11 protein-coding genes are annotated in these 13,458 nt (G+C 69.6%); 7 read left to right on the top strand and 4 right to left on the bottom strand.

Going from position 1 to position 13,458, the window contains the following annotated elements:
- The first annotated feature begins 66 nt into the window (after positions 1 to 66).
- The 3 genes from ACFXB5_RS28950 to ACFXB5_RS28940 all read left to right on the top strand — a co-directional run bounded on the left by ACFXB5_RS28950 (position 67) and on the right by ACFXB5_RS28940 (position 3,470).
- On the top strand, positions 67 to 975 hold the full coding sequence (locus tag ACFXB5_RS28950) for a glycerophosphodiester phosphodiesterase (RefSeq protein WP_385212946.1): 909 nt from the start codon (positions 67 to 69) through the stop codon (positions 973 to 975).
- 425 nt (positions 976 to 1,400) lie between these two features.
- A complete protein-coding gene (locus tag ACFXB5_RS28945; RefSeq protein WP_385212943.1) occupies positions 1,401 to 2,417 on the top strand; it encodes a small ribosomal subunit Rsm22 family protein in 1,017 nt (338 codons plus the stop codon).
- 222 nt (positions 2,418 to 2,639) lie between these two features.
- Positions 2,640 to 3,470 carry an alpha/beta hydrolase gene (locus ACFXB5_RS28940; protein WP_385212941.1) on the top strand — a complete coding sequence of 277 codons (831 nt, stop codon included), beginning with the start codon at positions 2,640 to 2,642 and terminating at the stop codon, positions 3,468 to 3,470.
- Here the strand turns inward: ACFXB5_RS28940 and ACFXB5_RS28935 are convergent.
- On the bottom strand, positions 3,467 to 4,885 hold the full coding sequence (locus ACFXB5_RS28935) for an XRE family transcriptional regulator (RefSeq protein WP_385212940.1): 1,419 nt from the start codon (positions 4,883 to 4,885) through the stop codon (positions 3,467 to 3,469). The genes ACFXB5_RS28940 and ACFXB5_RS28935 overlap by 4 nt on opposite strands.
- 913 nt (positions 4,886 to 5,798) lie before the next feature.
- On the opposite strand from ACFXB5_RS28935, the gene ACFXB5_RS28930 reads away from it, so the two are divergent.
- The 3 genes from ACFXB5_RS28930 (at position 5,799) to ACFXB5_RS28920 (ending at position 8,171) form a co-directional block, all read left to right on the top strand.
- Positions 5,799 to 5,960: a hypothetical protein gene (locus ACFXB5_RS28930; protein WP_385212938.1), complete on the top strand. Its 162-nt coding sequence runs from the start codon at positions 5,799 to 5,801 to the stop codon at positions 5,958 to 5,960.
- A 70-nt stretch (positions 5,961 to 6,030) separates the two neighbouring features.
- On the top strand, positions 6,031 to 7,596 hold the full coding sequence (locus ACFXB5_RS28925) for an asparagine synthase-related protein (RefSeq protein WP_385212936.1): 1,566 nt from the start codon (positions 6,031 to 6,033) through the stop codon (positions 7,594 to 7,596).
- Positions 7,597 to 7,655: 59 nt separating this feature from the next.
- A complete protein-coding gene (locus ACFXB5_RS28920; protein ID WP_385213010.1) occupies positions 7,656 to 8,171 on the top strand; it encodes a GNAT family N-acetyltransferase in 516 nt (171 codons plus the stop codon).
- A gap of 141 nt (positions 8,172 to 8,312) precedes the next feature.
- Here the strand turns inward: ACFXB5_RS28920 and ACFXB5_RS28915 are convergent, their stop codons facing one another.
- The 3 genes from ACFXB5_RS28915 to ACFXB5_RS28905 form a co-directional block, all read right to left on the bottom strand.
- Positions 8,313 to 9,656, bottom strand: coding sequence for a cytochrome P450 (locus ACFXB5_RS28915; RefSeq protein WP_385212934.1), 1,344 nt, complete (start codon positions 9,654 to 9,656; stop codon positions 8,313 to 8,315).
- Between the two features lie 179 nt (positions 9,657 to 9,835).
- Positions 9,836 to 10,840, bottom strand: coding sequence for a serine hydrolase domain-containing protein (locus ACFXB5_RS28910; protein WP_385213007.1), 1,005 nt, complete (start codon positions 10,838 to 10,840; stop codon positions 9,836 to 9,838).
- A 59-nt stretch (positions 10,841 to 10,899) separates the two neighbouring features.
- The gene (locus tag ACFXB5_RS28905) at positions 10,900 to 12,234 is read right to left on the bottom strand and encodes a multidrug effflux MFS transporter (protein ID WP_385212932.1); all 1,335 of its coding nucleotides are present in this window, start codon (positions 12,232 to 12,234) and stop codon (positions 10,900 to 10,902) included.
- A gap of 95 nt (positions 12,235 to 12,329) precedes the next feature.
- Here ACFXB5_RS28905 and ACFXB5_RS28900 point away from each other — a divergent pair, with 95 nt between their 5' ends.
- Positions 12,330 to 13,334, top strand: coding sequence for a Gfo/Idh/MocA family protein (locus ACFXB5_RS28900; RefSeq protein WP_385212930.1), 1,005 nt, complete (start codon positions 12,330 to 12,332; stop codon positions 13,332 to 13,334).
- Positions 13,335 to 13,458 lie beyond the last annotated feature (124 nt).

Here is a 13,458-nt window from a genome sequence, read left to right as displayed (position 1 = left end):
TGAGAGCACCCCGACCGGGTGCCGATATCAGGGCATAACGGATGTCACGCCCCTAGCGTTCCGTTTATGATCAGCAGGCATTTTCTGACCGCCGTCGTAGTGCTCGGCCTGTCCATACCGGCGGCCGCCGCGGCCCACCCCACCGCTCGTCCGTCCGTACGACGCCTCATCCCCCCGGCCGCCGAACCGGCGCGGCTCGGCCTCCAGCCCGCGCTCACGACTCCATCGTCCCGTAAGCCCGCCGTCGTCTACACCGCGCACCGAGGCGGCGCCCTGGAAGTGCCCGAGAACAGCATGTCGGGGCTGGCCAGCGCCTTCAGCAGGCATGACGTCCAGGTCCTGGACTTCGACAGCCGCATGCTGGCGGACGGCACGCTCGTGGTGATGCACGACGCCACACTGGACCGCACCACCGACCGGACCGGGCCCGTACGGGCCCTGACCACCGCCCAGTGGCGGAACGTCCGGCTGCGCCCCGACCCCTCCCTGCGCGGCACCTGGCGGCCCGAGCGACCGCCGACCGTCGCCGAGGTGCTGGACCGGTTCGGCGGCCGGATCACCTTGATGGTCGAGGCCAAGGACCCGGAGAGCCTGCCGCGGCTGGCGAAGATGATCCGCGACCGGGGGCTGGTCCACGCCGTATACGTCAACAGCAACCACCCCGAGGTGGCCCGCGAGGCCCACCGCAAGGGGCTGCTGACCCAGCTGTGGCGGTCCGCCCGGCAGATGCGCACCGACACCCCGCGCGACTGGCACGGGGTCGTCGACCTGCTGGACGTGGACTACCGGGCGAGCGACAAGGACGTACGGCGGGCCGTCGCCTCCGGGATACCGCGGGTGTGGGCGCACACCGTGGACACCCCGGCGCAGCGGGACCGGATGCTACGGCTGGGCTGCGACGGCATCATCACGGACGCGCCGGGCCGGCTGATCTCCACGCCCGTACGGATGCCGCGGGCGCCGAGCGGGGGATGAGGGGCGATCCACGGTGGGCGAGCGGGCCGACCAGCGGCCCCGGGCCAGGCGCGGCCCCGGGCCAGGCGGCAAGGCGCTCGCCGCCGTCGCGGCGCCCGCCGACCCTGGGCTGAGCCGACCCTGAGGGCAGCCAACCCTGAGCGCAGCGGGACCCTGCGAGGCCCCCGGCCCAAAGGGCGGCCCCCGGGCCAGACGGTGACCCCAGGCCCAAGCGGCGACCCCGGCCCAGGTCCCAGCCCAGGCCCAAGCCCAGGCAGCGGCCCCCGGCCCAGGCCCAAGCGGCGGCGCCGGTCCAGACGGCGACCCCCGGGCCAGGCCCCACCAGGCCCAGGCGGCGCCCCTGTCCCAAACGGCGGCCCAGGCCCACGCGGCGGCCCCCGGCCCAGACGCCGAAGGCGCCCCCTCCCGCCGGTAGAATCCCCCGAATGCACGCCCCCGACGTCGCCCCCACCGACGAGACGCCCCACACCGCGCTCGCCGGACTCCTCGACGGTCTGCCGCCCCGCCAGGCGGCCCAGGCGGTCGACCGGCTGATCGGCCACTACCGGGGGCGCACCCCGACCGACGCGCCCGTGTTGCGCGACCGCTCCGACGTCGCCGCGTACGCCGCGTACCGGATGCCCGCGACCTTCGAGGCCGTGCGCGCCGCCCTCGACGCCTTCCGCGCCCGTGCGCCCGAGTGGGCCCCGGCCACGCACATCGACATCGGCGGCGGTACCGGCGCCGCCAGTTGGGCGGTGGCCGCCGCCTGGCCGCGGGCCGGGCACACCACCACGGTCCTGGACTGGGCCGAGCCCGCGCTGGCCCTCGGCCGCGAACTGGCCCGGCAGGCGCCCTCCGAGGCGCTGCGCACCGCCCGCTGGCAGCGCCGGGCCATCGGCGACGGCCTCGCGCTGCCGGACGGGACCGACCTGGTCACCGTCAGCTACGTGCTGGGCGAGCTGACCGAGGCCGACCGGCACGCCGTCGTGACCGAGGCGGCGCGCGTGGCGCAGGCAGTGGTGCTGATCGAACCGGGCACCCCGGACGGCTATCTGCGGATCCGCGAGGCCCGGGACCGGCTGCTGGCGGCCGGGCTGCGGATCGTCGCCCCCTGCCCGCACGGCGCGTCCTGCCCGATCGAACCCGGCGCCGACTGGTGCCACTTCGCCACCCGGGTCCGCCGCTCCTCCCTCCACCGGCGGGTCAAGGGCGGTTCGCTGCCGTACGAGGACGAGAAGTTCAGCTATGTCGCGGCCGTACGGTTCGACGCGACGCCCGCCGGGGCGCGGGTGGTGCGCCGCCCGCAGATCCGCAAGGGCCAGGTGCTGCTGGACCTGTGCGCGCCCGAGGAGGGGCTGGGGCGCACCACGGTGACCAAGCGTCAGGGGCCGCTGTACCGGGCCGCCCGCGATGTGTCCTGGGGCGACGCCTGGCCCCCCGAGGAGGAGTCGCCCCACTGAGGGCTCCGCCGGGATGCCCTGACCTTGCCGTCGCCCGTCCGCGGCACCGTCGTGGCTGGTCGCGCCCACGCGGTTGGAGCCGCACATCGACACAGCCCCGCGCCGACTGCGGCGGGCTGTCCCCCTCCCGGGCCCCTTCCCGCTACCAAGGGCTTCGCCTCCGGACCCCGGGGCCTGGGACGGCGGAGCCGCATATCGATGCCTCAGCGCTAGGCTCGCGCTATGCCTACATCTGAGAGCGTGACGCTTCGGACGCTCGATGGCCTACACCTGGCCGGCACACTCGTGCGCCCCGATACGCAGGCCTCGGCCGCTGTCGTGCTTGTGCACGGCGGTGGCGTCACTCGGGAAGAGGGCGGGTTCTTCACGCGCCTGGCCGCTGGAATGGCCGAGAGTGGTGTGGCGTCTCTCCGGTTCGACATGCGCGGTCACGGCGAAAGTGAGGGTCGACAGGAAGAGCTGACCCTGGCCACGGTCCTGAATGATATTCGTGCAGCCATCACCTATATCCGCGAAGCCGCCAGCGCATGGGACATCACGTTGCTGGGTGCCAGCTTCGGTGGCGGCATCTGCGCATACTATGCCGCTAAGCGCTCGGCAGATCTTTCGCGACTGGTACTGTTTAATCCTCAGCTGGATTACAAATGGCGCACCATCGACACGCGAGCCTATTGGGCCAATGATTCAATCAGCGAAGAGGCGGCGCAACAACTCAACGAACAAGGATTCATCCAATTCACGCCGACACTGAGGCATGGGCGACCTTTGTTCAACGAGGTGTTCTGGTTTCATCCGCATGAGGTACTTGACGAGGTGCGAGCTCCGACCCTGATCGTGCACGGAACCGAAGACACATTCGTACCTATTGGATTGTCGCGGACTGCCGCACAGAAGTTCAGGGCCCCCTGTGAAATCATCGAGGTTGAAGGGGCGCAGCACGGTTTCGCTGTACACGACGATCCACAGTACCTGAATCCTCAGAGCCAGGAATGGCAAAGGTTTGTCATCCACACCGTGAGCGAATGGCTAACCGCCGACTCCTCGCAGGATTAGGCAACGCGGAGCGCTTCAGGGAAATTCCGCACCGCAGGTCGACTGCGCCAACGACTCAGCGTCTGCAGCACTTCACCCAATACCCTCATGGTGCGTTCCGACTGCACAGCTTGGGCCACTTCGGCGGAAGCAGTACCAACCTCGGCCGCCTCGTCCGGCTCACCGCTCAGCGCCAATGCCGCTGCTCTCCGGGCATTAAAGAATCCCGTGTCGCGACGCGAAAGCGTACCAGCCGAAATGATTTCACCGAACAGATCGGCGGCGATACCTGGCTTGCCAGCCTCGGTATAACTTACAGCGTTCCGGAGCAGCAACGTATACTCGTTGAAGTACGCGCCAAGGCCGCTTGGTTCGCCGTCGGCGGCGCGTGCAAGCAGTTCGCGGGAAGTATCGAGTTTCTGCTCAATCAGCGTGAGTGGTTCTCCGAGCATGGCGCACCCAAGCGCTTCCTGCTGTAGCAGCTCTGCTTGCACGCGGATAGGCAGGTGCCACCGCCGATGTTGGCCCGCCTGTGCCAGCGTCAGCATTCGCAGTGCGTCCCGATCGTCATACGCCATTTGGGATTTCTTCAGCAGCATATAGCCTTGCATGGCTGGGTCGTCAGCCTCTTGAGCCCATTCCATAGCCCGGTCGTACCAGAAAACAGCAATATCCGGTTGGTGGGCATCTCGGTACAGCCATCCAGCAAATTCCGCGCCATCTGCGCCAACCGACAGCAACTCTCGCCGAATGGCGGGTTTCACATCCCGGGCTTGCTGCTCAATGACAGCCAGCAACCCCAGGACCACCGGCAGGGCTTTCTGTGCACCAAGCCTGCCATCGTCGCATTTCGCTGTTTCGAGTTGGCTGCGGAAATATTCGACCACCGTTCCGTCAAAATAGCGGCGGGCATCATCCAAAGCTGCGGTCACACGCTCGATGCCTTCAACGCTCGCCCCTCTCAGAGAGGTAACGGCGAATCCACCTTTGAGGAGTGTGCGCCGGTTGAGCAGGCTCATAATCTCGTGTCCCATAGACGGGGCGGTGTCCCCTTCCAGGTTTCCAGAAAACACCAATTGCTCAAGGACGCTACCGGGTCCACGAGATTCCAGCGATTTCCTATCGACCGGAACCAGGACCATACGGCCATCCACAACAATGGGCAGTAACGCGCCATCGGGCGTGTCAGGAATATTTGATCGTACATCGGCCGACGTGTCGCCTGGCGCTTTGGCCTCAGGATTGGTCGCAGCTCCAACACTACGGCGAGCGCCGCTGGTTCCGTCAATGCCTTCCGGGGAACCCTCCCAAGGGCGAGGAGGCAAGCCCAGCATTTTGCCAGGGATGCCGAAGCCATCCGCAACTCGTTCGATTACCTGTTGTCCGCGAATTCCTCTGACGCCTCGAATGATGTCACTAACCCGAGCACTGGTCATCTTTCCGACCGCCGACGCAATTACCGCGTGGCTAGAGCCCGGTTCGTCTGTTGACGAGGCGAAAGATCTCACGGAAGTTGCGGGTGGCGCATGCCCGTTGCATGGCCTCGCTCTGTAAGAGCGCGTCCGGGATTGTCAGTGGGTAGTCGCTTCGCCAGGTCTCGCGTTCGTCCATGAGCCACCTCGCAGCGACGACAGGGATCGCTCCAAGGGTATCCCCGGCCCCGGAACGGGGTTCCCCAAACAGGGCGGAAACGGGGTTCCCCAAATGGGCTTGCGGGGTTCCCCGTTCACTGTTCCCCGATGGTTCCCGTGGACCGGAAACTCATGAGGTGGAGCGCATCCACGCCACGCAAAGGACCCCCGCGACGGGCGAACGTCCGGGGGCGTGGCCACCAACCCCGTGGAGGTTGACGACGTGACCAAACGTATCCGAACGCTCCTCAAATGGCTGATGCAACTGCTGCTGCCCGCTCCCGGGCGACATCGAGCAACCGACGCCACAACGCCCGCCCCGCCCCGCCCTGACATGCCCGTACCCGCCCCGACCTGTGTACCTGTTTCTGGCTGCTCCGCGGACCCGCCCACACTCCGCCTCCCTCGCATCCCGGTCGGTGAGCGCTTCCCGATCACATGGGACACCGACCCCGTGGGGTTGTACGTCTTCCGATACGAACGGCAGCGAGCGCTGGGAACGACGCGGTGAGTGCGGACAAGCCCTCGCCTAAGCCGCAGCAGGTGCACAGAGCCGTTGGTGACAAGTCGCCGTGGTCGCGACTGCGATGGCAGTAGCCCCATAGCCAAACCAGACCCCCGCCTGGTCGTCCTCGTGGCTGTTGATGGCCGGGCGGGTCAGCAAGTGCACAGCGGCGCCGGGAAGTCCCCAGCGTTGGCAGAGCACAAGGAGGAAAGGGTGGAGGAGTTCACACCCCCGCTGAAGCGCGCTCGTCGCTTCGAGGGGTTGTTCACGACCAAGGTGCGGCGCCGGGTTCAGTCACCGGCTGAGACGCACGAGTACAAGAAGACCTCTGGTTCGTCGGACGGTGCCAAGACGTACGACACCACCGCCACCTGAGTCTGTTGGTCTCAACGCCCGAGGGTGCGGTCTCAACGCCCTCTCGGGCCCGTCGGAAGGGAGAGCACACTTGATCAAGGCACGCCTCACCCCGTACGCAAGTACGGAATGGACGTGGGACGAAAGCAGCTACGTCACGGCCGACAGGACTAGCGAGATCACGCCATACGCCCACCCGATGCTGGAACAGGTCGCCGTCACGGACGGGAGCCGCACGCTCCTCGTCGTACGTGAACGCGTCGCAGGCCGGGAGACCACCGATCCGAGCCCCCGCACTCTCCCCCCGGGAGACTTCGACAAGGCTCGTACGCTGGCCGAACAATGGCCTACGGACTACGTGCTCGTGGAGACCGCCTCCGGTGACCCCTGCCGCGTCACCGCAGGGCCCGGAGGCATCGCACCGCTCTACGTCGCGCATGACCGTACGAGCCTGCACGGGTCGTGGGACATGGCCGACCTCGCCGAGCACGCCGTCGGGCTGAGCCCTCGCGAAGTCGCGCGGCTGCTGGTCTACCGGCCCCGGTACAGCACCGAGACCGTCTTCCGAGGCATTCACCGAGTGACCGAGCGCACGACGGCTGTCTTCGGCGATCACCTGTACCTGCACTACCCCGAACCCGCCTTGCACAGTGGCCCGCGTGAACTGAAGCCAGATGCCGATGTGCTCGGCGCCTTCGTCAACGCAATGGACGAGGCCCTCGACCTCCGGCCGCTCGACTCTGTGAAGACCATGCTTCACCTGACGGGCGGGTTCGATTCCGGGACCGTGGGCACCCGTCTCGCTGAGCGCTACCCGAACCGGTTCCCCACGGCCGCCCTCCTCATCGGCGGCCCCGGGCGTGCTCACCAGATCCGGCGGCGTGCCGAAATCCTCAAGACCCTCCCGTTCGCCGAGCCAGATCACCTGATCGACGCAATGGAGCACGCCCCGCTGACGGTCGACTGCGCGCGTGTCCGGGGCGAGCGCATCAGCCCGTACGAGGAACCCTTGCACCGCCCATTCACCCGACTGACCGAAGTGCTGGCCGAGCACGGAGCCCGCGTGGTCGTGACGGGACTCGGCGGGGACGAAATGGTGGCCCTCTCGCAGGACGAGTACCCGCACAAGTCCATGGGCGAGATCAGCGACGCGCTCCCCTGGGTCGGCCAACGAGCACGGGCGGCGCTCGAGTACGCGGACGACGGCATCGCACCGCCCGCCGCAGTCAACAGCATGACCTTGCTGTCTCTGGAGACCACGGCCCCCGTGCTGATGCGAGCCGGCATCTGGCCCCTGCACCCCTTCGCCGACCCCGGCATGGTCCAGCTCGGCGAGTGGCTTCCCATGCACTGGCGCGAGCTCAAGCAACTTCAGCGGCGACGCCTCGCCTCACTTGGGCTTAGCCCGGACGTCACCGAGTCCCGCGTGCGGGAGTCTTTCGCAGAAGTCGTCCAACACTCACTGACCACGCACGCCCGGCAGTTGTTCGCCCGGATACTCATCGACGGTTCCCCACTCTTCGATGAACAGCTGGTCGACCCTGATGGCCTGCGCCTGGCCGTGCGACGACTGGCCGAAGAGCCCTACCGCGAAGACGGTGACGCGCAGCTCCTCGAAGTGCTGGATCTGCACTTCGCCGCCCAAGCCTTCCTGTAAACCATGCGGTAACCACACCGGTTTGCCGCCGACCGCCCCCAGGAGACACGGTGTTCGCAATGCGCCCGGCCACGGCCGACGACATCCCTGCCGTAGAGAACATGATCCTCGCCCGCTCCGCGTGGTTGGAGGAGCGAGGCCATCCGAGCTGGCGGGAGAACGCTACCGAACTCGCACGGCAGGCAGGGAACTCTGACGGTGATGTGTGGGTCCTCGCCGAGGACGGCGGACAGGTCATCGGGTGCACCACCGTGCAGGAACAGACCCCACCCTGGGGCTGGACGCAAGACGAACTGAACGAGTCGGCCCACTACCTCTACTCGACAGTCACCGACCCCGCGCACTGTGCGAAGAAGCCGGGAACCGTCATGGGACTGTGGGCGGTTGACCGGGCCGCCCGGGAGGGGAAGGCATGGGTCCGTCGTGGCTGCAACTTCCCCGAATTGGTGAGGTACAACGCGACCCAGGGCTTCAGCCTGGTGCACGAAGTGCAGCGCACGAACAATCGGGTCTACCTGATGGCCCGACGGGCCGAGCGCATCGCTGAGCTCGAAGAGAGGTTCCAGGTCCTGTAGCCGCTCCGCATCCGGGCTTCCCGAAACCTGGGCTCCGCCCCTGGACCCCTGGGGCCCGGGGCAGAGCCCCACCACGCGGCGGAGCCGCATATCGATGCTTCGGGAAGGGTCGGCGGGTAGGGGAAAAGCCCGCCGCAGGCGTCACGTCCCCGCGGCCGGGGCGGGGGTGAAGGTGACCGGGAGGGAGACCAGGCAGCGGTACCAGAGGGAGTCCATCCACTGGAGTTCGTCGGGTTCGACCGCCAGTTCCAGGTCCGGCACCCGGTCCAGCAGCACCTCGATCGCCGTCTCCGAGATGATCTTGCCCAGGTCGGGCGCGCCCGCCGGGCATCCGTAGTCGCCGCCGGTGAAGGACACATACGCGTTGTTCCCCGCGTAGCCCGCCCCGCTGTCGGGCCACAGCAGCGGGTCGGCGTTGGCGGCGGCGAGGCCGAGGACGAGGAGGTCACCGGCGCGGATGCGCTGGTCCCCGAGGGTGGTGTCGCGGGTGGCGAAGCGCCCGATGACGTTCTGGAGCGGGGAGTCCGCCCACAGCACCTCGTTCATGGCCTCGCCGATGCTGCGGCGGTTGCCCGCGAGGGTCATGGTGAACCGGTCGTCGGTGAGCATCAGCCGGACGGTGTTGCCGATCCAGTAGGACGTGGCGGGCATGCCCGCGGCGATCATCACCATCAGGTCTCCGACGAGTTGCTCGTCGGTGAGGTCCGGGGAGTTCCGGATGAACCGGGAGGTGACGTCCGGGCCCGGCTCCTCGCGCTTGGCCGCCACCAGCCGCTGCACCACCTCGGCGGCCCGCTGCTGGGCCGCCATGGCCTCGTCGTTGGAGAGCAGCGAGACGGTCACCGCCTCCGCCATGTACTCCAGCTGGTCCTCGGGCAGGCCGAACATCTGGCCCATGGCGAAGGCGGGCACGGAGTAGACGTAGTCGAAGACCAGGTCCGCCTTGCCGCTGCCGACGAACTTGTCGATCAGCGAGTCGGCGAACCGCTCGCAGTGCCGGCGCAGTTCGAAGGGGTCGACGGAGGCGAGGGCGTCGCTGACGGCCGCCGAGCGCCGCCGGTGCTCGTCCCCCTCCGTGAAGTGGATCATGGGACTGTGGGCCACCCAGGGCATGAGAGGCCAGTCGGACGGCACCTCGTCCCAGCGGTTCCAGCGGCGTGAGTCGCGGCCGTAGGTCTGGACGTCGCTGACGACCTGGCGTATCTCGCGATAGCCGAGGATGAGCCAGGCGGGGACGTCGGACTCCAGCAGGACCGGGGCGACCTGTCCGTGGTCGCGCCGCATCCGCTCATAGCTCTCGGCGGGATTCCGCAGGTACCGCTCCCCGTACAGCAGCGCGGGTTCGGCGGAGGAGGGGTCGGTGTGGGCGGGGCAGCCGGGGGGCGGCGCCGCCGGGCCCGGATCGCCGGGCGCGTCCTCCGCGGCCGGTGGGGCCTGAGGGGCCGGAGTGGCGGGAGAGTCCTGCGGGTCCTGGAGGTTCGTCACAGCGGTCTTCCTCATGGCGGTGGAGCAGCGCGGCCGTCCGGAGGTGCACGGCAGTGGCACAGGCGCACAGGCTAACCAAGCGAACGGATCAGGCCAACTGTCTTGACACTACCGGCCGGTGAGGGCAGGTCAGCCCAGGGCGCGGCCAGCGCTGTCAGGCCAAGGCGCGGCCAGCGCCGTCAGCCCAATGCGCGGGCCAGCGCCGTGGCCGCCGCCGCGCGGGGCGCGCTGTCGCCGGGGCGGCGGCGCGGATGCACGGTGGTGGCGAGCAGCACCAGATAGGCCCCGCGGGCCCGGTCCACCACCAGGCTGGTGCCGGTGAACCCGGTGTGCCCCGCGGCGCCCCGACCCGCCAACTCCCCCATGAACCACGGCTGGTCGACCTCGAAGCCCAGCCCCGGCGCGGTCAGCATCAGCTCGGTGGACTCCGCCGACAGCATGGGCCCGCCCCCGGCCAGCAGCGCCCGGCACAGCACGGCCAGGTCCCCGGCCGTCGAGAAGAGCCCGGCGTGCCCCGCGACCCCGCCCAGCGCCCAGGCGTTCTCGTCGTGCACCACGCCCCGCAGCATCCCCCGGTCCAGCTTGCCCCAGGGCCGCCGCTGGTCCTCGGTGGCCGCGATCCGGGGGAGCCAGGAGGCGGGCGGGTTGAAGCGGGTGCCGGTCATGCCCAGCGGGCCGGTGACCGTCTCCTGGATGAGCCGGTCAAGCGGCTGCCGGGCCGACCGCTCCAGGACGCGCTGGAGCAGCAGGAAGTTGAGGTCGGAGTAGCGGCGCGCGGTGCCGGGCGGGGTGGCCGGCGGCTCGGCGGCGAGCCGGGCCAGCGCCCGCTCCCGCCCGTCCTCCTCGTACAGCGGCAGTTCGGGGATCAGCCCGGAGGTGTGGGTGAGCAGTTGCCGCACGGTGATGCCGTGCTCGGCGGCGGCCGTGCACTCCGGGGCGTACCCGGCCACCCGCCCGTCCAGCGCGATCAGCCCGCGCTCGACGGCCCGGAGCGCCACGATGGTGGTGCACAGCTTGGTGAGCGAGGCGAGGTCGAAGACGGTGTCGGGGCGCACCGGCACCCACCGCTCGCGCGGCAGCTCCACGCCCCGGTCGGAGGCCTCGTCGTACGCCGTGTGGCGCACCGCCCAGCCGAAGCACTCCTCGGCCAGCGGGCCGGAGCCGGTCCCGGCGGCCAGCGCCACCCCGGAACACCAAGGGCGCTCCCCCTCGGGAAGCGCCCTGACGGTCTCCAGCAGCCGGGTCAGACCACGGTCACGCTGTGCTTCGTACGTCGCTGCCACGGACGGCAGAGTCCCATGAAGCAGGCCATGGCCGCGAGCGCGCAGCACAGCTGGACGACGGCCATCGGCACCGCCGTGGTCTCGCCCGCGATCCCGACCAGCGGGGAGGCGACCGCGCCCAGCAGGAAGGTGGAGGTGCCCAGCAGCGCGGAGGCGGAACCGGCGGCGTGCGGGGTGCGCATCAGCGCCGAGGCGTTGGTGTTCGGCATGGCCAGACCCATCGACGACATCAGCACGAACAGGCAGGCCGCGACCGGTCCCAGACCGGCCTCGCCGAAGACCCCGGCGGAAAGGATCAGCAGCGCGGTCGCCGCGAGGGCGATCAGCGTCAGCGCCACGGTCAGCACCTTGTCCATGTTGACGCGGCCGACGAGCACCCGGCCGTTGATCTGGCCCATGCCGATGAGGCCGATCGAGTTGAGCCCGAAGAGGAGGCTGAAGGTCTGCGGTGAGGCGCCGTAGATCTCCTGGACGACGAAGGACGAACCGGAGACATAGGCGAAGAGGGCGGCGAAGGCGAAGCCGCCCGCGAGCATGTATCCGGCGAAGACGCGGTCGGCGAGCAGCCCGCGCATCGTACGGAGCGTCTGGCCGAGCCCGCCGTCCTGGCGGCGTTCCGCGGGCAGGGTCTCGCCCAGGAAGCGCCAGACGACGAGGGTGAGCAGGGCGCCGATCACGGTGAGGAAGACGAAGACGCCGCGCCAGTCGGTGAAGCGCAGGATCTGCCCGCCGATGACGGGCGCGGCGATGGGCGCGACGCCGGAGATCAGCATGAGGGTGGAGAAGAAGCGGGCCATCGCGATGCCGTCGTACAGGTCGCGGACGATGGCGCGGGCGATCACGATCCCGGCCGACCCGGCGAGCCCCTGGAGCAGCCGGAACCCGATGAGCAGCCCGGCGGTGGGCGCGAAGGCGCAGATGGCGGTGGCGATGACGTAGATCACCATGCCGATGAGGAGGGGACGGCGGCGGCCCCACTTGTCGCTCATCGGGCCGACGACGAGCTGGCCGAGTGCCATGCCCATCAGGCAGGCGGTGAGGGTGAGCTGGGCGGTGGCGGCGGAGCTGTGGAGCGCGTCGGTGACCTCCGGCAGGGCCGGGAGGTACATGTCCATCGAGAGGGCGGGGAGTGCGGTGAGCCCGCCGAGGACGAAGGTGACGAGGAGGCTCGTACGGCGCTGCGCGGTCAGCGGAGCGGTGGTGACCTGGGGCGCGGCGGCGGAGGAGGGGGGAGAAAGGGGGTCGGGTCTGTGAGCCCGGGAGGGAGCGGCGGCCGTTTGGCCGGGCTGCTGCATGCTGGCCTTCCATGAGTCGTTGAATCGTTGTCTATGCTCTCAGCTGAATTGGAGTGCTCACGACCGAATAAGCACCGAACAAGCCAGGGGTGAGGATGTCCGGACCGAAGGCCGCGCCCGTGCGGTGGGGGATTCTGGCGACCGGTGCGATCGCCGCCTCGTTCGCCACGGATCTGCTGGAGATGGCGGACGCGCAGGTCATGGCGGTCGGCTCGCGCCGGCCGGAGTCGGCCAAGCAGTTCGCGGAACGGTTCGGGATACCCCGGGCGTACGGCGGCTGGGAGGAGCTGGCCGCCGATGACGACATCGATGTGATCTATGTCGCCACCCCGCACTCGGCCCACCGGGCGGCGGCCGGGCTGTGCCTGGAGGCGGGGCGTGCGGTGCTGTGCGAGAAGCCGTTCACGCTCAATGTCCGCGAGGCCGGGGAGCTGGTGGACCTCGCCAGGACCCGGGGCCGCTTCCTGATGGAGGCGATGTGGACGTACTGCGATCCGGTCGTCCGCCGGATGACCGAACTGATCCACGACGGCGCGATCGGCGAGGTCCGGGCGGTCCACGCGGACTTCGGGCTGCCCGGCCCGTATCCCCCGGACCACCGGCTGCGCGATCCGGCGCTGGGCGGCGGCGCCCTGCTCGACCTCGGCGTCTATCCGGTGTCCTTCGCGCAGCTGCTGCTCGGCGAGCCGGACGAGGTGCGGGCGGTGGGGCGGCTCTCCCCCGAGGGCGTGGATCTGAACACGGGTCTGGCGCTGGGCTGGGACAGCGGGGCGGTGGCGCTGCTGTCCTGCTCGATCACCGCCGATACGCCGCTGACGGCGGCGGTGACGGGCACGGCGGGGCGGATCGAGTTCCCGCGTGGCTTCTTCCACCCCGAGCGGTTCGTACTGCACCGGCCCGGCCGGGATCCGGAGGAGATCACGGCGGTGGACGGGCTGCGCTCCTACCAGCGGGAGGCGGCGGAGGTGATGCGCGCGCTGCGCGCGGGCGAGACGGAGTCCCCGCTGGTGCCGCTGGACGGCACGCTGGCGGTGATGCGGACCCTGGACGCGGCGCGGGAGCTGCTGGGGGTGCGGTACCCGGGAGAGGGAGAGGGATAGACAACGGGCGAGGCGTGAGCGGGGCGGGGGGGCGGGGGGGGGGGGGGCCGCGGCGCCGCCCCCCCCCCCCCGCCAGACCATACGGGCGGGTTCGGGCGCGCGCGGCTACGGCACCCCCCCCGGC

The sequence above is a fragment of the Streptomyces sp. NPDC059455 genome (assembly GCF_042750115.1).
Taxonomy (GTDB): domain Bacteria; phylum Actinomycetota; class Actinomycetes; order Streptomycetales; family Streptomycetaceae; genus Streptomyces; species Streptomyces endocoffeicus.
Note: the sequence above shows the minus strand (reverse complement) of the source record. Positions and strands in the feature narration are given on the sequence as shown.